The following is an 18545-nucleotide window of genomic DNA, read 5'->3' on the forward strand; positions in this document are numbered from 1 at the left end:
CGAACCCACTCACCGCGGACAGCAACAAATCGAACGTTGCTGCTTCATCGATTGCGATATGGCAGGGTCATACTCCTGCGCGTCTCGCGAGTAACGAAAGAGGACGGTCTCGTGCCGTACCTCGCCCGTTCATATGGCCGTGCACTGTCTGGCCGCGCAAGCCAGGAATCCAAATGCCAGAAGATGTCGGCCACCGTCGCGGACACACTGCCTTCGTGGTGGCTGCCTTCCTGGGGTTCGCGCCCACACCCGGGAACCCCGGAACATGAGACCACGATGGCAGCCGCCGCCACGAGACTGAAGAACAGCCCACCGGCTCAAAACCGAGACGAGCGCACGGCGCACAGGGCGTTCTAGCCATCACCTCGGAAGGGTGCGGCGGCCGCCTCCCCTTGCCACTCTCGCCGTAGCACCGGCTCAGCGACGGCGCACCTGCCCCACCCGGCGATGCGCGTCAGAGGGAACAGATCTTCAAGATTTCGATCCCGGAGGGCACCTCTCTTCCTCTCGATCAGAAGGTCAAGATCTCCGCCCGCAATTTTGACATGTGTGACTCGAGCACTGGAATAGTTCAGGGATTCACCAGCCGTATCATGAACTCCGTCGAACGAATTGAAAGATATGACCGTTAGGCAAGTGCTCCCAGGTGAAGACCACGCCGGCAACTATTATGCCGGCAAAAGCCAACGATCCCCGGCGATGAGCTAATGAACCGGATGGTCATCCGCAGCAGAGAAGAAGTTCGGGATTTCGGGTAGAAGGTGACACAGTCGCTACTGCTGTGGCGCGCAGCACAGCTACGACTCCGCCACGCATTGGAAACTTCGGAAACTTCCCGGCGCGCTTGCGGCGCCCGCAGTTCATATTTGTCCGTCCGAATAAAGGATGAATGGCTAAGGCGCGCCTCACAATACTCGATAACGGGCACGTCGATCAGTTTGGCTGGCCCGGAGGAGCGCTGTTGTGGCTGAGACTATGCGAAACTCCCACGCTGTCCTCCGGGTGCCTGCCCTTACTCCGCCACGTCCCCCGACGCACGCGGCACTTTCATGTCACTCGCTCATTGGGACGAAACGATGGCCTTGGCTACCGGACGAATTCTGGAAAGGCTGCTGAGACGGTGCGGGCCGGATCGATGGCCACGCGCTAGCCGGCTGTGGGCACCGATCACAAGATTGAATCGGCGTTAGCCACATGTTCAAATTCAACCCGAACACTGCCCCGCCTGCTCTTCCTCCAAATGCCCTCGATCCGTTCGTCCAATTTTGTCGGACAGCCCCGGCGAAAGACCACTTCGCTGCAGCGTCACATAACGCCCGCCAGCCCGTTCGGAGAACGTCTACGTGTCGAATACTGCAGCAGCCTGGCCCTGTCATTTGCAATACGCATCTCCAGCAGCCAATAACCGACGCGATTGGTGCGTCCGCGATTCGAAACGCGGATCGGCCGGTACGATATCGTACACAGCGCTTTCTGTTGAGAAAGCTTTCCATATTGCTGTAGTCGGAAAAGTCTTACTGGGTCGGGCCCTTCAGGCGTCGCCGCCCCCTGCGATCTGCGCCGAATGGATATGGAATAGCTCGCAGTCGCCCGCGGCGTCGGTACAAGCGTTGCGTGACCATCGGTGGATGAGCGCTCGTATGACTGAAGAGCGAACGCTTCGCCGTCATCGATGAGGCGAGCGCGACGCCATAGAAATTCCGCAATATCCAGCTTTGTGGGGCGGCAGTCGCCCTGTTACCACACCCCCAGCATCAGAATGCAATCTCCGTCGGAGGACGGCGTGGAACTGATGTTGTGGTGACACCGCGAGCTCTGCGCCAAAAGGCGAGTCCAGCACGTCGATAGCAAAACGAGAGTTCGCGGGTCGCGACCTCGGAGGCGCGAAGCAACTCAGGCCTCGCCTCTATCAATCAAAGGGCCATACATGAGAACCGAGCTTCGGGACGGGTCGATCGAGGGACCCGAGAGCGAAGCGCGGTCGCTGCCGTGGATCGACGACCCCGCTGCTGCACCGTCCTTCTCTTCGCAGGCAACGACGTGGCTCACCGATGCCGGGCCACGTCCCGTGGCTTCGACGAGCAAATTCCCGCTAGGTCTTACCGTCGCGTTGTTCGCGCTCGCATTCCTGTTGCCAGCATGGCCGTGGCTGTCCGGGCACGTCACTATTCCGTGGGACGCTAAATCGCAATTCCTTCCGCCACTGCAATTTCTCGCTACGTCGCTTGCGAATGGCCAATCACCGTTCTGGACACCCAACGTCTTCGCGGGTTGGCCCCTCATCTCCGATCCGCAATCGCTGTTTTTCTCGCCACCACATTTTTTACTCGCCTACTTCGATCCGAAACCAAGCTTCCGCGCGGTCGATGACCTTACCTTCGGCTACCTGTTCCTAGGTGGCGTGGCTATCATTTTGTATTTCCGCGACCGTGGCTGGCACGCTGCCGGTTCGCTTGTCGCCGCGTTGGCCTTCGCCTTCGGCGGCTCGGCGAATTCACGACTGCAGCATACTGGCCAGATCATCAGCCTGGTCTATCTGCCGCTGACGCTCTGGATGCTGTCGCGCGCGCTCGAACGTTCGTCGTGGCGCGCTGGCTTGGTGGCCGGCGTGTTCAGCGGCCTACTCGCTGCAGGTCGTGATCAAGTTGCGCTCGTCTCGCTCTACGTCCTTGCCGGATTTGTCGTACATCATTGGCTCGAGGGTGATGATTGGCGAAAGCGTATAAGCGCGAGCATCAAACCACTTGCTGCCTGCTGTCTGGTCGGCATCCTCATCGCCGCTGTTCCGGTCGCGCTGACAGCCCTGCTCGCCGAGCGCTCAAACCGCCCCGAGATTGGCTGGATGCTCGCCGGCAAAGGATCGCTACATCCCGCACATCTCCTGACCCTGGCCTTCGCCGATCTCTACGGCGCTATGGATCCAGCCATCGGGTATTGGGGACCGGCGACGTCGCCCTGGAAAAACGCGCTTGGCGGCGCCGACCTCTCGCTCGCACAGAACATGGGTCTGGTCTATTCGGGAGCGCTGCTGCTCGTCGTCATCGTTTCGTTTGGCATCGTGCGCCGCCTTGCCTGGTCGCATGACATCCGGTTCTTTGCGATCACCACTATCATCGTCCTGCTCTACGGACTCGGCTGGTACACTCCTGTCTTCCACGTGATGTACGAATGGTTGCCTGGGGTGATGCTATACCGGCGCCCCGCCGATGCGACGTTCGTCATCGGGGCGCTGCTCGCCATCATCGCCGGCTATCTCGTACATCGCTGGCTCGAAGGCACGGTACCACAGCCGTCCAATGTACAGCGGGCAATTGAACTGGCAATGCCGGTTTCACTCGTCGTCGTGGCTATATGGCTGGCTCACACCGTTGAGTCCGTCACGCTGGTGGTCGCGCCGGTCATCACCGCGCTTGCCTTCTCCGGTGGTGCGGTCGTAGTGCTCCTTCTTGCGCGTTGGCTGAACGGTCTCTCGATCCTTGCGAGCATGCTGCTTTTGACCACCTTCTCGGCCGTCGACCTCGCCTGGAACAATGCGCCGCATATTTCCACGGCTATGCCGAGTTCAAGATTCGATGCGCTACGCCTCGACACCAGAAACGCGACGCTGGCGCTACTGAAATCAAAGCTTGCAACCGCGCACGACACGAGCCGACGCGATCGCGTCGAAATGATCGGCATCGGCTACCATTGGCCAAACCTGTGCATGATCCATGACTGCGATCACGTGTTCGGGCACAATCCGCTACGCCTCAAGTGGTTTTACGACGCTACCCTCGTCGGTGATACGGTCGTAGATTATGATCAGCGTCGCTTCTCGCCGCTGTTCCCGTCCTATCGTTCAGCCTTCGCCGACCTGTTCGGTCTGCGCTTCATCGCCGTCGGAGTACCAGTCGAAAAGGTCGATCCATCGCTTTCCCCCGGCGATCTCACGCTTATTGCCCGTACCCCAGACGCTTATGTGTACGAGAATCCTCGCGCATTGCCGCGTGTGATGGTGGTCTCTGACTGGCGCATCGCGAATTTCAACCAGCTTCTCACCAATGGCTGGCCGAGGGACGTCGATCCACGTCACACTGTCCTGCTGGAGCGCACGCCAGCGCTGCCACGCGCAAGCCCACCCCCCGACGCGGCGCCAGGCGCAGCACGCTTGATCCGCTACGGGAATACAAGGGTCGACGTCGAGGTCGACGCGTCGTCAAATAGCCTACTGCTCCTCAATGACGTTTGGCATCCCTGGTGGCGCGCAACAGTGGATGGCGAGCCGAGCAACATCCTCAGGGCAAACGTCATCTTTCGGGCGGTCGCACTTCACGCAGGACACCACACGGTGAGCTTCACGTTTCACCCTTTCGCAGGGGCCTTGGCCGAGCTGCTGGGCAAGTTCAGTTATGCCCATTGACTACCGCTCAAGCATAGGTCGTCCAAGTGTCGAAGCCCTGCTCCGTCAATCCTCAGATAACGTCAAGCCGCTCGAACCGAGTCAATTCCGGCCCAAGTTACGGAGCGATCCAAAAACCCGATAAGATGATCGCCAGTGAAACGGCAATCATCAGCGGGTCAGTTATGAACCAATCAGGCATACCGCGCGATGGCTCTTCGCTTATGCCCCACAACGTCAGATCGCGTGATGTCGAGTTGGGAAGTTCAGGATGAACTCAATACTGGCGCTCTGGACGAGCACCAGTGATTGGCTGCTGCACATGGTATGAGCGCAGGGCCGCAATGCGTGCACGCTGCGACCGCATAGGCAAATGCTGCGTCCTCGAGCTTGGTAAACGTGCTGAGATTCGGATGCAATTTTGCGGAACCCCGAAATCTAACGGACTTGCGAAAGGTTGCGCCACAGGGAAAATTCGACTGGGCGGGTTGAGAGACTCAGCGATGAAAAAGCGGCTCGCAAGCATTGAGCTTAGTTGGATCATTATTGAGCAACTGAAAGATGAAGGGCGCATACCGCAAGGGCTGGTCGTCGCGGTCCTCCCAACTCGGAACGGCAGTTGGCGCGCAGTCTTGGGAAGGACAAGATCGGCTCGCAGCAAGGCGCTGTTGCGTCGGCTTGCCATCATTGAGAAGCGCTTCAATAAGATGTTCTTTCCTGGCCAGCTAGGGTCACTGTCCTACCCTCTCGAGATCGGGCCCAACGCGGCGGCCCAGTTCGCGGATCGATTTGATTGTGTAGATGCGGCAATTGGTGTTCGAAAACTCGCTATCAACTCTGTCATCATCGATCTGTCACCCCTCCACCCTCAAAGCCACCTCCCCGACTTGGTATCTTTCAAAGCAGCAACCACACGCTCTCTCGGGTGACGAAGGACGACCAGGTCGGTCGACCTGATGCTTCAGTTCGTGGCCGCAGCCTCGATCGCTCTTGCGACCATTGCGGCAGATCGAGCGTCGAGGTGGACCCCGTCTGTCCACCGCAATTGGGACTGGTCGACGTCTATCTTCAGCCAAGAGCTCGGAATCGGAAAGACCTCTGACGCCATCTGCGCGCTAACTGTAGCAAAGCGGGTGGCCTCGAACTGTGGTGAGCAAGGCATGTGGACCAGCAGGACCTTGGCTCCCTTCGACTCGAGCAACGTCTTGTACTTTAGGATGCCGAACAATGATTGACGGACTGCGTTCGCCGACGGTGCGGCGCTAGCCGCTTGCACTGTCTGCTCAACCAAGCCGGCGTCGACGACGTCTGACGGCGGCCGCGCAATCAAACCTTCGATTCGGGACCTTACTTGCTCCTTTTTCAGTGGAGGGTGCATCATCGTCTCGTAGTACGCCGCGGCCGATCGCACAGGTCTAAAAATGGTAGATGTCCGATCCTTCAGCTTGGTGACGAGGCCCTCATCAACGGCGCGGGTCAGGATGTTCGCCTCGACCAGTACCAGCTTTGGCGGTGATGCCCCTGCGACGATCTCCAAGCCTGTTACCGGTGATCCACCAGCCAGCGACAAGTTCTCGATGTCCGCAGACTGGAAGTAGTCCTCAGACAATCTGAATGTCAGCGAGCTGCCGACCAACACAGTCTTGTGTGACGACCGGTTGAGATATTCTGCGGCCACAGCGTAGTTCTGCGCATCGGTGGTCATCGCGATCGTCTGGACATCATACTCGCCGGCCAACCTGAGTATGACTATTGCCGCAACTGCCGTGATCCCGAATTTGACCATCCAAAGCATCCGAAACACCTCAGAACTGGAAATAGATGAAGGCGGACTCCGGGCCGGCCTCTGCATAGGTCAAGGCGACGAGTGCACCATACGCAAGCGGTTCGATCGCTTGAACCCATGTGCGCTGCGGCAGCCGCGGCACAATGAAGTGCTGGAGGATGACGGGCAGCGAATAAGCCAGCGCCAAGCTCCGATATATTTTCGGCGGGTTCTGAATATGGCTCTCGGTGAAGAGGGCGGCAAAGTAGCTCGCGGCGTGACTGAACTCGGGGAGCTTGAAGAATATCCAGAGCATCGACACGATCAGGAAAACGACTGCAGCGCGGACCGCCTGGAGAGCGAGTGATTTTACGCTGTCCAGCTTATCGACGAACGATCTCTCGATCGCCAGCAGCACGCCATGCATCAAGCCCCAAATCAGGAAGCTCAAGCCTGCCCCGTGCCACAGGCCGCCAAGCCCCATGACAGCTATGAGGTTGAAGTAGGTGCGAGCTGGTCCATGCCGACTACCACCCAGCGGTATGTAAAGGTAATTTCGAAGCCAGCTCGAAAGCGAGATGTGCCATCGCCGCCAAAATTCGGCGATCGATCGCGAGATGTACGGCCTGTTGAAATTCTCGGGCAGGCGATACCCGAACAGCAGCGCAAGGCCCAGCGCGATCGACGAGTAGCCGAAGAAGTCCGCATAGATCTGAAAGCTATACAGGAAGATCAAAAGCCATTTGTCGCCCGTCTTCACCGTCTCGAAGAGAGGGTAAGCCATGTAGGACGTCATCTCGTTCAGATTGTTGGCGCAGTAGAGTTTGAAGAAGTAGCCCAGCACTAGCCAGCGCGTAGCCTCGGCAAATGGAACCTTTGAGATCTCCTTGGTTTGGATTTGCGGAAAGAAATTCCGAGCTTGCGTGATCGGCCCCGAAACAAGCTGCGGAAAGAAGATCACGTAGAGAAAGACCTCCCACACCGTCGCCGATCGACCTTGCTTTGGCAGGTCGACCAAGATGCTGATGTTGTGGAAGACGAAGAATGAAATGCCGATCGGCAGCGGGAGGTTCAGCAGGAAATCGCTGATGGCGCTCCCCGTTGCGATCGGCGGCGTGATCAACAGAAATTTGTACTTGAAGAAGGCAAGCAGGCCGAGATTAAAGACGATGCCGGCCGCGGTCCATGCGCGGCCCTTCTTCATGGACAGAACCAGAGAAGTCCACGTTCCTACGACTGCGATCACAAGCAATGGCAGCAATTCTGGCTGACCATAGCCATAGAAGAATAAGCTTGCAGCGATCAGAACATAGACCTGCAACCGCCTCACGAAGGGCAAATAGTAGACAACGAAGGCTGCGACGACGAATGCCGCAAAGGACCAAGATGTGAATGCCACGAGATGAGCTTGCCCTGGCTCGCTTGGTTGTGGGTTTGCAAGACATCCACTAGCACTGCGTACCGCAGCATCGCAACCAATAGGATCTTCTCAATCTAGCGCGAAAGCGCTCGCCGCATATGGCCGTCCGTGGTAGGCTCAGACGCCTGCACAGCTCCATTCCCCGCGCACGCTTCGTCGCACAACTTATCTAGCGCTAGCCCCTGTCTAGCGCGCCAGCTGCGTCTGCCCCGTCGACGATCCATCGACCGCGGTCCAGCCACCGTCGACGAACAACGTGCTGCCGCTGACATAGCTTGCGGCATCCGAAGCCAGATAGGCAACCGCGGTCGCAACGTCGTCGGCGCTGCTCCAGCGATTGAAGACGGTGCGCCCGGCATTGAGGTTGTAGTATCGGGCCGCCGCTTGAAGGGTCCCGTCAGCGCGGTTTTCGCATCGAGCGACTCCAGACATTTGACGGATCTCACCTGGATTAGCCAAGTGCAGAGCGCTGGTCGCGGGCATTTATGTAAGTGGCGAGTTCCAGAATTCAGTCGTGTCTCGCAAACCAGCGAGCGGGACGCTGAATGCGACAGGAACGAGGCAATGCTCGACCAGGTCATTTACAGGCTTCGGGTCTGAATTGCGGAATTTCCAGCATCAGGTCCGAAGATGCCACGTTGATGATCCACATGAGGAAGCAGCGTGAGCGCGCCGAGGCCAATGCCCGTACCCGAAAAGTTGCGGCCTTGGAGCCCGAAGAAACCGGGGCAGCCGGGATGCAAGGACTGAGAAGCTCAAACACCCGTAGCAGTTAAGCGGGTAGGTCCATGCACCGACGGTCAAACATGGAAGATGCGGGCGTAGCGCGACTTGATCGCGTCCCCTTCCCGCTCGACCGCGGCAGGATCGTCCTTCATCGTCTTGATCTCCTTCAGCGGCTTGCGCCCCGCCTTTTCCCGGGTCTGTGTATGGACGGAGCGTAGACCGCCAATGTCGATGTTGAGCTGTTGCGCCTCGCGGCCCAGCGCAAACGACTGAAACAGCCGCGCAGCGTTGGGATGCGGGCAGGCCTTGAAGATTCCATTCGGCCCGACAATGATCGGAGACCCCTCGGTGGCGTACACCGGTTCGACCGGCCGGCCGGACTCCTTCAACAGGAATACGTTGTATTCGTTGCCGTCAGCCATCACGGCTCGCTCGCCCAGATCGAGCTTCTTGGGTGGATCCGTCGAAGACTGCACCTGCATGATGTTCTGCTTCGCGAGCTTCTCGAAATAGCCCCAACCTAGATCGCGCTGCATCTGATAGGTTGCGGTCATGATTGTGCCGCTATAGCCCGGATGTGCCTTGACGATCTTGCCCCTCCACCTCGGGTCGAGCAGATCGACGAAGCTCCGTGGCGCCTCCTCGGCCTTCACCAAGTTGGTGTTGTAAGCGATGATCGAAAGCCAGACCCGGAAGCTTGCGAACTGGCCATCTACGTCGCGGTGCTCGTCCGGATAGAATTTTGCGACCTCCTCGGGGACATAGGGCGCCAGAATGCCGTCCCGCTTCCAGACGATAAAATGGGCGGCGTCGGAAGAGTTGACGACATCCACTGCATGAATGCCGCTGGCGTATTCCTGGCCAATGCGCTGGAATACACGCTCCGCCCCGGTCCGCTCGACGCGCACGGCGATGCCTTTATATTTCGCCTCGAATGCCTTCGCCAAAGTCTCGGCGACCGACAGATCCGTCGAGGTGTAGTAGTTGACCTGCCCCTCCTTCGTCGCCGCTTCGATCAGCGCAGGCGTGACCGGCTCGGCCGGGGGCTCCGCGGCAATGACCCGCGTCGAAAGCGCGGCACCGGCAAGCACGGCGCCGGAGCCCTTCAGCACATCGCGGCGCGATGGCCCGAGACGTTTCCTCATATGATTCCCCGCGCTTGATGGCGAAGTTGAACACGCTGCTTCCAGCCCAAATTTCCGAGACGGGGATGGAGTCAGTCGTCGACAGCGGTTGCAGGTTGCAGCTAGACTTCCGAGCAAGAAAGAAGACTAAAGTCGGGGGAGGGAGTGATGGCGGATTTGCGGTACGCTTTGGCGCTCGTTGCGGCATTGCTGGCCGCGTCAATTTCCGGCTCGGAAGCACAAGCCGACGACTACCCCACCCGCCCGGTCAGGATCATCGTTCCCTTTGGCCCGGGAGGACCGGCTGACGTCACCGCACGGCAAATCGGCAGCATTCTGCAGGAAAGCCTTGGCCAACCCTTCGTGGTCGAGAACCGGACCGGCGCCGGTGGCGTGATCGGCACGCTCGAGGTCGCGAACGCGCCCGCCGACGGATACACCCTTCTCATGATGTCGAATACCCAGACCGCGAATGAATCGCTTGTGCCTCAACGCAAGTATGAGCTGATGCGTGACCTGGCCGCGGTCGCGGCGCTGAGCTATTCCGATCTCGTGATCGTGGTCCATCCGGCCGTACCGGCCAAGACCTTGCAGGAGTTCATCGCACTTGCGAAATCGCAGCCCGGCAAGCTGAACTATGCGTCGTCGGGCCAAGGCACGCCCTATCACATGGCGGGCGAGCTGTTCAAAACCATGGCCGGGATCGATATCGTGCATGTCCCCTATCGCAACAGTGGTGAAGCCCGCAGCGGCATCATTGGTGGCCAGGTCGAGATGATGATCGACGCAGTTCCGGCGATGGCGCCAAACATTGCCGACAATCAAGTCCGCGCCCTCGCAACCACGGGCAAAGTACGCTCGACGGTGCTGCCCACCGTTCCGACGGCAATCGAGGCCGGAGTTCCCGATTACGAGGCAACGATCTGGCTTGGCCTGATGGCGCCGGCGAACACGCCGAAGCCCATCATCGACAAGCTGAACACGGCCGTGAACGCGGCAGTCAAGCAGCCGGACGTCCAGAAACTCTGGGCCGCTCAAGGCGAGTTGCCGATGGCGATGACGCCAGACCAATTCGACAAATTCCTGCGCGACGATATTGTGAAATGGGCCGAGGTCGTCAAGCGCTTCAACAAGACGCGATAAGTACGCTCCCGGATGGTCGCGGCAATGGAATCGAACCCATGAAGACCTTGAATATCCTGAGCGGAGGCGCGGCGCAGGGTCTGGTCGGCAGTCTCGCATCAGCATTCAAGGCCGACACCGGCTTCGATATTGCAGGCGAGTTCGGCGCGGTCGGCGCCATGGCCGACAAATTGCGCGCAGGTGTGCCGACCGACGTGGTTATCTTTACCGCCGTATTGGTCGGCCGGCTCGCCGACGAAGGACTGGTGTTGCAGAGTTCGATCGCCGACATCGGCCGGGTCGAGACCGCCCTCGCCGTTCGTGCCGGCGATCCGCCAATGAGCGTCAAGGATGCTGCGGATCTGCGCAAGGTGTTGCTCGCCGCGGATGCGATCTACGTGCCCGACACCAAGGCATCGACCGCCGGAATTCATGTCGCGAAGGTTCTCGCGGACCTCGGCATTGCGACCGAGGTTGCCGACCGATTGAAGGTCTTTGCCAACGGCGCGACCGCGATGCAGCATCTGGCTACGTCAGATGCCCGCCGGCCGCTCGGCTGCACGCAGTCGACCGAAATCATCAGCACCGAAGGCGTGGTGCTGTCGGGCGTGTTGCCGCCAGAGTGTGGCCTCGCGACCATGTATGCGGCCGCGCTGGCCACGCACGCATCCGCGACCCCGCAGGCACAGCGGCTGATCGCGTTGCTGACGTCCCCCGATGCGTCCGAATTCCGCAGCCGCGCAGGGTTCGTCGCAGATCGGACCTAGCGCTAGGCTCAGTCTAGCGCGCCAGTTGGGTCAGCCCCGTCGGCGGGCCATCGACCGCGGTCCAGCCACCATCGACGAACAATGTGCTGCCGCTGACATAGCTTGCGGCATCCGAAGCGAGATAGGCGACCGCGGTCGCAACCTCGTCGGCGCTGCTCCAGCGATTGAAGACCGTGTGCCCGGCATAGAGGTTGTAGATATCGGGCCGCTGCTTGAAGGGTCCCGTCAGCGCGGTTTCCGCAATGCTCGGCGCGATCGCGTTGACCCGTACGCCTGAGCGCCCGACCTCGGACGCAAAGCCCTTCACCAACAATCCGATCGCCGCCTTGGTCGATCCGTAGACCGCAAGGCCCGGCTCGATGGTCACCGCGCGCACCGAAGAACAGGCGATGAGGCTGCCGCCCCGTTGCGGGACCATGATGCGGCCGAACGCCTGGAAGAACCAGACCGTGCCCTTGATGTTGAGGGTGATGACGCGATCAAGATCCTCATCGGTGTAGTCGAGGACGGCCTTGCGAATATTCAGTCCGGGTGTCGTGACCGCGATATCGATGCGCTGAAACTCCGCGAGCGCCTTCGCTGCCAGCGCCTCGACATCCGCACGATCAGCGGCATCGCAACCGGCCGCAATCGCCGATCCACCTTGCGCCCGGATCGCGACGGCCGTCGCATTCGCGCCGTCCTGCGTCCGGTCGGCACACAACACGCGCGCGCCGAGCGACGCCAGCGCTTCGGCTGAGGACTTGCCGATTCCGGAAGCTGCTCCCAGCACAACGGCGGTCTTACCGGTGAGATCAAATAACTTGCGATAGTCGGTCACGTGAAAACTCCTGCAGCGGCAAACGCAGGGATGTCCCCTCTGGTTTGCTCTTGGAGCGCTAATATACTAATTTGCGAAGCAAGCGTCTGTCCAAGCCTCAAAGAAATCCGACGTTCGCTCCGACGGCCGCCGTAGGTGTGCCGGCAGGCCTCGCACTGAAACGGCCGCGGTTCGCATTCATGCTGGCCTGGGGCCGAGCTGGTCTCATTGCAATGCCGCCCGGGCGCCCCGCTCGTGGAGAGAGAAATCGCCCTCTTCTACAGCGTCAGCCGCGCGCCGGTACGTGATGCCATCCTGCGACTGGCGAATGAGAGCCTGGTCAAAATCTTCTCGCAATCTCGATCGGCCTTCTGGTCGACGTTACGACCACCCAGCACAACAATCCGGAGTTCTTGGACCGGCAAGGCTAATCTTGCGAAACTGCGGTCAACGCGTTCCCCGTCGTATCCTTGAACGGTACAGGCCGCAGCTTGGCAAATTCAGTCCCGATCGAAAGGCCAGCCGAATTGACCGCCTGGATCACATAGCAATGTTGCGTCGGAACGCGCGCCGAGGTTCGAGTGACCGAATCATCCCGTTAACTAGCGGACGCCTTCCTCGTTGCTTCACCCAGAAATGCAGTAGTAGATTAGCAACCATTGCACAATCTGGACGATTTTTTCATGAGCAATTTAGGGGTGGAGCGCGAGGGCCAGTCCACCCGTTGCGAACAGCTTGGGTCTTGCGCAGGTGACCGTGCATTAGCCATTGCCTGCCTCATCGTCTTGGGCATCACCCTGCTCTTACTGGTACCGAAAGCTATCGACGGTAACAACGCGACTGGGATCGACTTTTCATGTTTTTGGGGGGCGGGCAGGATGGCTCTCGATGGCCACGCCGCCGCTGCCTACGATTGGCAGCAGCTGCGGCAGTTGATCCTTCGGATTCATCCGACGATTGCCAACCAGCCTCCGTATCCTCTCGACGAGAATCCTGTACCGTTCTTCTATCCGCCGGTGTTTTTCTTTGTGGCGGCGCCGTTGGCGCTGTTGCCGTTTCCGATCGCGTTCTGGATCTGGAGCGCGGCAAAGCTGTTATGCTGGGCGCTCGTTACCTACGCCATCCGGCCGCGCTCCGCCGCGTTTCTGCTGGCACTTGCTGTGCCGCCCGTCCTATACGATTTCCTTGTCGGCCAAAGCTCCCTGCTCGCAGCATCATTGCTCGGCAGCACCCTGCTGACACTGGACAGGCGCCCGATAATTAGCGGCTTCCTGATCGCGCTGCTGATCTTCAAGCCCCAATATGGCGTCCTGCTTCCCTTCGTGCTGATAGCCACTGGACGATGGAGCGTCTTCATCACAGCCAGTCTGGTGACATCAGTCCTCATTCTGCTCACCGGGCTCACCTTCGGCTGGGACACCTTTGAAGGATTCCGCAGGGCGGCAACCTTCGCGACGCAGTTCCACCTCACTGGCGGGCTGTCTTGGTTCAAACTGCAGAGCATTTACGGCGTGCTTCGGCTTGCCGCCTTTGGCTACGAATTGGCCATGGCATTACACATCGTCGTCGCTGCAGTAGTCGCGACCTGGGCACTGATCGTATGGCGCCGCAATATCATCTTCCCACTCAAGGCCGCGAGCCTTCTCACCGCAACTCTGCTCATCTCTCCCTACTTCGCGATCTACGACATGGCTCTACTGGCCGCTGCGCTCGCTTTTCTCATGAACGCACCCATGGCCGAACATGGCTCTCTTCTCTCGAACCGCTCTGCACTGCGGATCGGGTACGGTGTACTTGTCCTGTCAGGGTTTGCCTATCCGATCGTGCTCGCGCCCGTCGGTCCGTTGATATGTGCCACGTTCATGGCAATCATCTGGACGCAATGCTGGCAACTGGACGTTGCTGGCGCGGCCGAGCGATCGAAACGGTTTATAGGGGCAGTGGAGCCGTAAGTTTCTTAGCCACGAATACCCACGCGCCCTTGAGACGCTCGAGGCTAGATTCCGAACCTTGCCTTGCAACCACGCCGACGACGGCGATTAGCAGTCCAACGATGATGACCACGGGTGTGGTCGTCGTTTTCTCAGGTCGTTCCATTCCTCGCTCCTGTTGAGAAATCAACCCGTAGGGTATATCACCATTGACCACAACGGTGACAGCCAAGGACCATTACCTTGACATTGGAGAGGTATGCTGCGCCGAAACCATATCTTAGGTCGAGCCAACTCAAGGTAATACCTCAACTAAGGACATTTCTTCGGCACCCATCCAACAGGGAGCGCCGAGCAGAGGTTCCCGGCATCGGCCCCGTCGGAGTGCGCAAGCCATCGCGGATGCGCCGCCGAAATGCGCGACATCATCGCAACAACCGCGATCAAACCGGACTGATCAGATCAAGATTGCGCGACACGCAGAGCGTGTGCCTTGCCGCCACTACCCGACATCCCTAGGCTGCCTCCCCACAACAAAAATCAGGGAGGCGATCGTCATGGCGACACGGCGGGATTTTCTGAAGGGGGGAGCTGCGGCAGCAGCAGGCGTCGTGTTCTGCAGCTGCGGGCTAGTTCATCACGCAGCCGCGCAACCATCGCGCCAGAAGTTGCCGGTGACGGTCAACGGCAAACGCGTCAAGACCATCGACATTCACTCGCATTGCCATTTCCGCGAGGCCGGCGCCCTGCTCGGCGCCGACGCCGAGAAGCTGCAAGTGCCGCCGGTCAACGGCGCGGGCGAAGCGTTCATCGCGATCGACCAACGTCTTGCTGCAATGGACGCGCAAGCAGTCGATATGGAGGTGCTGTCGATCAATCCGTTCTGGTACGATCGGGACCGCGACCTTGCCGGGCAGATCGTCAAGATCCAGAACGAGAAGCTCGCCGAACTGTGCGCCTCAAAGCCGGACCGGTTTGCGGCCTTCGCATCACTGACCTTGCAGGCGCCGGATCTCGCGGTCCAGGAGCTCGAGACCGCCGTGAAGAAGCAGCACCTGAAGGGCGCAGCGATCGGCGGCGTGGTCAATGGCGTCGAATTCTCCGACCCGAAGTTCCATCCAGTATGGGCCAAGGCCGAGGAACTCGGCGTGCCGCTGTTCATCCATCCACAGGGGATCCCGGAGCTCAACAGGCGGCTCTCAGGCAATGGCTGGCTCGGCAACACCATCGCCAATCCGCTCGAGACCACGATTGCGCTGTCTCATCTGATTTTCGAGGGCACGTTCGACCGCTTCCCGGGGCTCAGAGTGATCGCTGCGCATGGCGGGGGTTATCTCCCCTCCTACGCCGACCGCTCGGACCATGCTTGCCTGGTCGGGCCAAAGGGATGCAATCCCGACATCAAGCTCAAGAAGGCGCCGACGGAGTACCTCAAGCAGATCTATTTCGATTCCCTGATCTTCACGCCTGAGGCTATCCGGCATCTGGCCACGCAGGTCGGCGCGAGCCAGATCGTGCTGGGGAGCGACTATCCCTATCCTTGGCAGCTCGCCCCGGTCGATCACATCTTTGCCTGCTCGTCGCTGAGCGATGACGAGAAGGCCAACATTCTGGGTCATACCGCAGCAAGGTTGCTCGGCGTTGCCGCCTGAGGGCACGGCCATTGCACCGTCGGATGATTTGGGTTGTCGTCGTTGCCCAATCGGCCGCGACGATGCCATCGACGATCAATAGGCATTCACGGTCCGGATGTCGTTGTCCGGCTGGGTCGAATGCGCTAGCCGCGGGACGTCGGGCTCCTGGTCGGTGGCAAAGTCATATACGACGAACTCCGCTTGCGCTGCATCGGAGATCCATTTGACGACGGCCGGATGACTGACCAGCAACCCGACCAATGCAATAATGAAGAGAACAGGTAGGGCAACGAGCTTAATGCTGAAACTCTGGTAGTTGCTCCGCTCATCCCGCTGTCGCTTGTCGAAAGAGCCCTGCATGGATCCCTCCACATTGCGGATGCGCTCCCCCGACGTGTCATCTAGCGCAACGCACGCGAGGCCAATGTGAATAGCTTCACAGACCCTTCCGGTTCACCAGTTCGTGAGGCGTCAGCGAGCGCCGTCCCGACGTGGCTATTCGTCGTCGTTCGATCCGGCGTCGACCAGTTCCTGCAGGACGTCCGGCTTCAACACGACAATCGCACCGTGCTCGAGCTTGACCCAGCCGCGCGTCGCCCACGCACGGAGTTGCTTGTTGATGCTCTCGCGCGTCATGCCGACCATCTCGCTGATCTCTTGCTGGGTAATCGAGATGGTCCGCCCCCGCGGCTCACGCTTGTGTTTGTCGCTGAGACGCAACAGCGCGCTGGCAAGGCGGCCCGGCAGGTTTTGCAGGATAATCTGCTCGACCTGATCGCTGGTCCAGCGCAACCTCGCGCAGAGTAATTCGATGAACTTCATGGCAAGTGTCGGCTGGCTGCGCACGAAGGGGATAAATTCCCGCCGATCGATGACAAACAGCTCGCAATTGGTATTGGCAGTGGCATCGGCCGTGCGCGACAAGCCGTCGAGCAACGCGATCTCCCCGAATATCTCACCTGCCTCAATCAGATTCAGAATCGCGTTGCGGCCATCGGGTGACGAAATGCTGATCTTCACCGTGCCGGAAATCACGGCAATCAGGCTCGTGCCCGGATCGCCTTTGGAAAAGATCGCCGTGCCACGCTTCAGCGTAGTGTGCTTAGCGTATCGGCAAAGCTGATCGAAAGCGTCCGGCTCGAGATCCGAGAAATAGGGATGCTTGCGCAGCACCGACAGCTTGCTGTTTGAGAACGGCAGCGCGCCGGCAGTTCGTTCCATGGGCGGCGCACCGGTCATTGTCATCCAGAACGATTATGATTGCGAGCAATCGGCCCCGCGCCAGAAGCGGACACCGACAGAGCGATCGATCAATGAAAGCAGTACGATCATAGCCCCGTCGGGGGCCTACAGCAACAAAAGGTCCAGACCGGAGCCAATCGGCACGAAAGCCGCCCAAAACTACAATTTTCAATAAATATACTGTTAGAATAAACGCTATTAGTTGTGTGAAATAAAGCCGGCGCCGGACATCCCCAGCCCGCGCATGAAGCACAGTCTCGCCTGGTGAAACCGCCTTTGCACGCGATCATCGCCTAATGATCCGGTTGCATTCGGAGGTCGCGCACCAATCGCCTGGATCGCCCATTTCGAGGGCAACCGCGCTTGCCGATCCCGGTTTAGCAATTGGCTTAACCAAGAACAGAGCCTCGAAAACCCGACCAGACCTGTATCCGATGCGGGCAACCCGCTGTTCATCAACTTCGGCCAGTCTCCCGGTCAAAAGGGAGAGCGAAAGAAAATGCCGCAGATTTGGATGACCTATGAAGAGCTCGCTGACATGCTTGGTTGCGACACCGAAACAGCTCGCATTACGACCATTCAACGTGCGCTTGACCGCAAGAAAAGCCGCGATGGACTGACCCGCGCCAAGCTTGATTCCGACCTGACAGCGAAGTTTGTTGCCGCGATCCGGAATGCGGACGTGATTCTGGAACGAGCGCTGCGCGATCTTCGTGACATGCACGAGGTGATGTCGGGCGAGGGCCGGGTCAATATGGGACGTTCCGCCGCCTCAGGCTGATCGTGCCCCAACGACCTCAAAGCAGTTTACCGTCCGGTCCGAAGAACGGATGCGGTCCGTCGAACTGGCCAATCGGAACCTGGTGCGTCACCACTTGTCCAAAGCCCACTCCTGGAAACCAGGCGTGGATGTGAAACGCCGGAGGTTCCACTTTGAACGACGGTTCGCGGAGCTGGCCGAGATCGAGATCAACCGCGTGGTTTGGCGCGGGACATATCGTCACAGGAATTCCGGCGAAGGTGGTGAGCATGGCACGATGGACATGCCCGCACGCGATCAGCTGCGCACGCGGGTGACGCCCGACGATCCTCGCCAATTCTTCGGCGTTGAAAAGGTCTTGCCGATCCATGTGCCAAATACCGCCCTTGAACGGCGGGTGATGTAGGAACAGCAGTGCCGGCCGATCAGTTGACGCCGCCAACGTTGTGTCAAGCCACTGCAGCGTGGATGCCTCGAGAGTGCCGTGCGGTTTCCCGGGGACACTTGAGTCCAGCAGCAGGAGTTCGAGACCGCCCACCTCGATCTTCTGATCGAGTGGCCCGGCCGGTCGGACATAGGGCCCCGCCGGAAATGCGGCACGCATCAACTCACGCGAGTCGTGATTACCGGGAATGCCGGCGAACGGAAGGCGAAGCGGCGCAAGCAATCGCTTGAGGTAGTCGTACTCCTCGACGTCAGGCGTATCGACGAGATCGCCAGAGATAACCACGAAGTCAGGCGCCGGCTCGAATGCGCTCAGGGTTGCCACGCATCGTTCGAGTGCCCGTGCGGTATCGACGCGGCCGTAGGCCAATACTCCTGGCGGCTTGATGTGGAGATCGGATATCTGGGCGATAAGGACGGGCTTTAACGACAT

16 protein-coding genes are annotated in these 18545 nt (G+C 59.6%); 8 read left to right on the forward strand and 8 right to left on the reverse strand.

Features of this window, described 5'->3' with window-relative positions:
- The first annotated feature begins 1927 nt into the window (after window positions 1-1927).
- Complete coding sequence (locus tag AS156_RS30485) at window positions 1928-4399, forward strand: YfhO family protein (protein WP_082747824.1); 2472 nt, start codon at window positions 1928-1930, stop codon at window positions 4397-4399.
- A gap of 482 nt (window positions 4400-4881) precedes the next feature.
- A complete protein-coding gene (locus tag AS156_RS30490) occupies window positions 4882-5307 on the forward strand; it encodes a hypothetical protein (RefSeq protein WP_066512649.1) in 426 nt (141 codons plus the stop codon).
- Window positions 5308-5339: 32 nt separating this feature from the next.
- Here AS156_RS30490 and AS156_RS30495 read toward each other — a convergent pair whose 3' ends face one another.
- The 4 genes from AS156_RS30495 to AS156_RS30510 all read right to left on the reverse strand — a co-directional run bounded on the left by AS156_RS30495 (window position 5340) and on the right by AS156_RS30510 (window position 9434).
- On the reverse strand, window positions 5340-6164 hold the full coding sequence (locus AS156_RS30495) for a hypothetical protein (RefSeq protein WP_136626507.1): 825 nt from the start codon (window positions 6162-6164) through the stop codon (window positions 5340-5342).
- A 19-nt stretch (window positions 6165-6183) separates the two neighbouring features.
- Complete coding sequence (locus tag AS156_RS30500; protein ID WP_066512655.1) at window positions 6184-7542, reverse strand: MBOAT family O-acyltransferase; 1359 nt, start codon at window positions 7540-7542, stop codon at window positions 6184-6186.
- 207 nt (window positions 7543-7749) lie between these two features.
- Entirely contained in the window at window positions 7750-7995 is a 246-nt protein-coding gene (locus AS156_RS30505; RefSeq protein ID WP_066512657.1) for an SDR family oxidoreductase, read from the reverse strand.
- A 368-nt stretch (window positions 7996-8363) separates the two neighbouring features.
- A complete protein-coding gene (locus AS156_RS30510) occupies window positions 8364-9434 on the reverse strand; it encodes a substrate-binding domain-containing protein (RefSeq protein ID WP_066512659.1) in 1071 nt (356 codons plus the stop codon).
- 147 nt (window positions 9435-9581) lie between these two features.
- Between AS156_RS30510 and AS156_RS30515 the strand changes: the two genes are divergently transcribed.
- Together AS156_RS30515 and AS156_RS30520 are read left to right on the forward strand one after the other, a co-directional pair.
- Window positions 9582-10556 carry a tripartite tricarboxylate transporter substrate binding protein gene (locus tag AS156_RS30515; RefSeq protein WP_066512661.1) on the forward strand — a complete coding sequence of 325 codons (975 nt, stop codon included), beginning with the start codon at window positions 9582-9584 and terminating at the stop codon, window positions 10554-10556.
- A 38-nt stretch (window positions 10557-10594) separates the two neighbouring features.
- Entirely contained in the window at window positions 10595-11302 is a 708-nt protein-coding gene (locus AS156_RS30520) for a molybdate ABC transporter substrate-binding protein (RefSeq protein WP_066512662.1), read from the forward strand.
- Between the two features lie 13 nt (window positions 11303-11315).
- Here the strand turns inward: AS156_RS30520 and AS156_RS30525 are convergent, their stop codons facing one another.
- On the reverse strand, window positions 11316-12122 hold the full coding sequence (locus tag AS156_RS30525) for an SDR family NAD(P)-dependent oxidoreductase (RefSeq protein WP_066512664.1): 807 nt from the start codon (window positions 12120-12122) through the stop codon (window positions 11316-11318).
- A gap of 207 nt (window positions 12123-12329) precedes the next feature.
- On the opposite strand from AS156_RS30525, the gene AS156_RS41390 reads away from it, so the two are divergent.
- From AS156_RS41390 to AS156_RS30535, 3 genes are all read left to right on the forward strand, one after another.
- Complete coding sequence (locus tag AS156_RS41390; protein ID WP_430641823.1) at window positions 12330-12575, forward strand: GntR family transcriptional regulator; 246 nt, start codon at window positions 12330-12332, stop codon at window positions 12573-12575.
- A 185-nt stretch (window positions 12576-12760) separates the two neighbouring features.
- Window positions 12761-14053 carry a glycosyltransferase family 87 protein gene (locus AS156_RS30530; protein ID WP_245313142.1) on the forward strand — a complete coding sequence of 431 codons (1293 nt, stop codon included), beginning with the start codon at window positions 12761-12763 and terminating at the stop codon, window positions 14051-14053.
- 536 nt (window positions 14054-14589) lie between these two features.
- Window positions 14590-15684 (forward strand): amidohydrolase family protein, encoded by a 1095-nt coding sequence (locus AS156_RS30535; protein ID WP_066512667.1) that lies wholly within the window; start codon window positions 14590-14592, stop codon window positions 15682-15684.
- Window positions 15685-15759: 75 nt separating this feature from the next.
- Here the strand turns inward: AS156_RS30535 and AS156_RS30540 are convergent, their stop codons facing one another.
- Both AS156_RS30540 and AS156_RS30545 read right to left on the reverse strand, forming a co-directional pair.
- Entirely contained in the window at window positions 15760-16026 is a 267-nt protein-coding gene (locus AS156_RS30540) for a hypothetical protein (RefSeq protein WP_066512670.1), read from the reverse strand.
- 135 nt (window positions 16027-16161) lie between these two features.
- A complete protein-coding gene (locus AS156_RS30545; RefSeq protein ID WP_066512673.1) occupies window positions 16162-16905 on the reverse strand; it encodes a Crp/Fnr family transcriptional regulator in 744 nt (247 codons plus the stop codon).
- 502 nt (window positions 16906-17407) lie between these two features.
- On the opposite strand from AS156_RS30545, the gene AS156_RS30550 reads away from it, so the two are divergent.
- A complete protein-coding gene (locus AS156_RS30550) occupies window positions 17408-17689 on the forward strand; it encodes a hypothetical protein (RefSeq protein ID WP_066512675.1) in 282 nt (93 codons plus the stop codon).
- 16 nt (window positions 17690-17705) lie between these two features.
- Here the strand turns inward: AS156_RS30550 and AS156_RS30555 are convergent, their stop codons facing one another.
- The gene (locus AS156_RS30555; protein ID WP_066512678.1) at window positions 17706-18545 is read right to left on the reverse strand and encodes a phosphodiesterase; all 840 of its coding nucleotides are present in this window, start codon (window positions 18543-18545) and stop codon (window positions 17706-17708) included.

Origin of the sequence: Bradyrhizobium macuxiense (genome assembly GCF_001542415.1) — a bacterium.
Taxonomy (GTDB): domain Bacteria; phylum Pseudomonadota; class Alphaproteobacteria; order Rhizobiales; family Xanthobacteraceae; genus Bradyrhizobium; species Bradyrhizobium macuxiense.

Bases quoted from the DNA above. Each gene is read 5' to 3' on its own strand.
- AS156_RS30555 (WP_066512678.1), bottom strand. From the start codon at position 18,545: ATGTCGTTAAAGCCCGTCCTTATCGCCCAGATATCCGATCTCCACATC.
- AS156_RS30550 (WP_066512675.1), top strand. From the start codon at position 17,408: ATGCCGCAGATTTGGATGACCTATGAAGAGCTCGCTGACATGCTTGGT.
- AS156_RS30510 (WP_066512659.1), bottom strand. From the start codon at position 9,434: ATGAGGAAACGTCTCGGGCCATCGCGCCGCGATGTGCTGAAGGGCTCC.
- AS156_RS30535 (WP_066512667.1), top strand. From the start codon at position 14,590: ATGGCGACACGGCGGGATTTTCTGAAGGGGGGAGCTGCGGCAGCAGCA.
- AS156_RS30485 (WP_082747824.1), top strand. From the start codon at position 1,928: ATGAGAACCGAGCTTCGGGACGGGTCGATCGAGGGACCCGAGAGCGAA.
- AS156_RS30520 (WP_066512662.1), top strand. From the start codon at position 10,595: ATGAAGACCTTGAATATCCTGAGCGGAGGCGCGGCGCAGGGTCTGGTC.
- AS156_RS30540 (WP_066512670.1), bottom strand. From the start codon at position 16,026: ATGCAGGGCTCTTTCGACAAGCGACAGCGGGATGAGCGGAGCAACTAC.
- AS156_RS30505 (WP_066512657.1), bottom strand. From the start codon at position 7,995: ATGTCTGGAGTCGCTCGATGCGAAAACCGCGCTGACGGGACCCTTCAA.
- AS156_RS30545 (WP_066512673.1), bottom strand. From the start codon at position 16,905: ATGACCGGTGCGCCGCCCATGGAACGAACTGCCGGCGCGCTGCCGTTC.
- AS156_RS30495 (WP_136626507.1), bottom strand. From the start codon at position 6,164: ATGGTCAAATTCGGGATCACGGCAGTTGCGGCAATAGTCATACTCAGG.
- AS156_RS30490 (WP_066512649.1), top strand. From the start codon at position 4,882: ATGAAAAAGCGGCTCGCAAGCATTGAGCTTAGTTGGATCATTATTGAG.
- AS156_RS30515 (WP_066512661.1), top strand. From the start codon at position 9,582: ATGGCGGATTTGCGGTACGCTTTGGCGCTCGTTGCGGCATTGCTGGCC.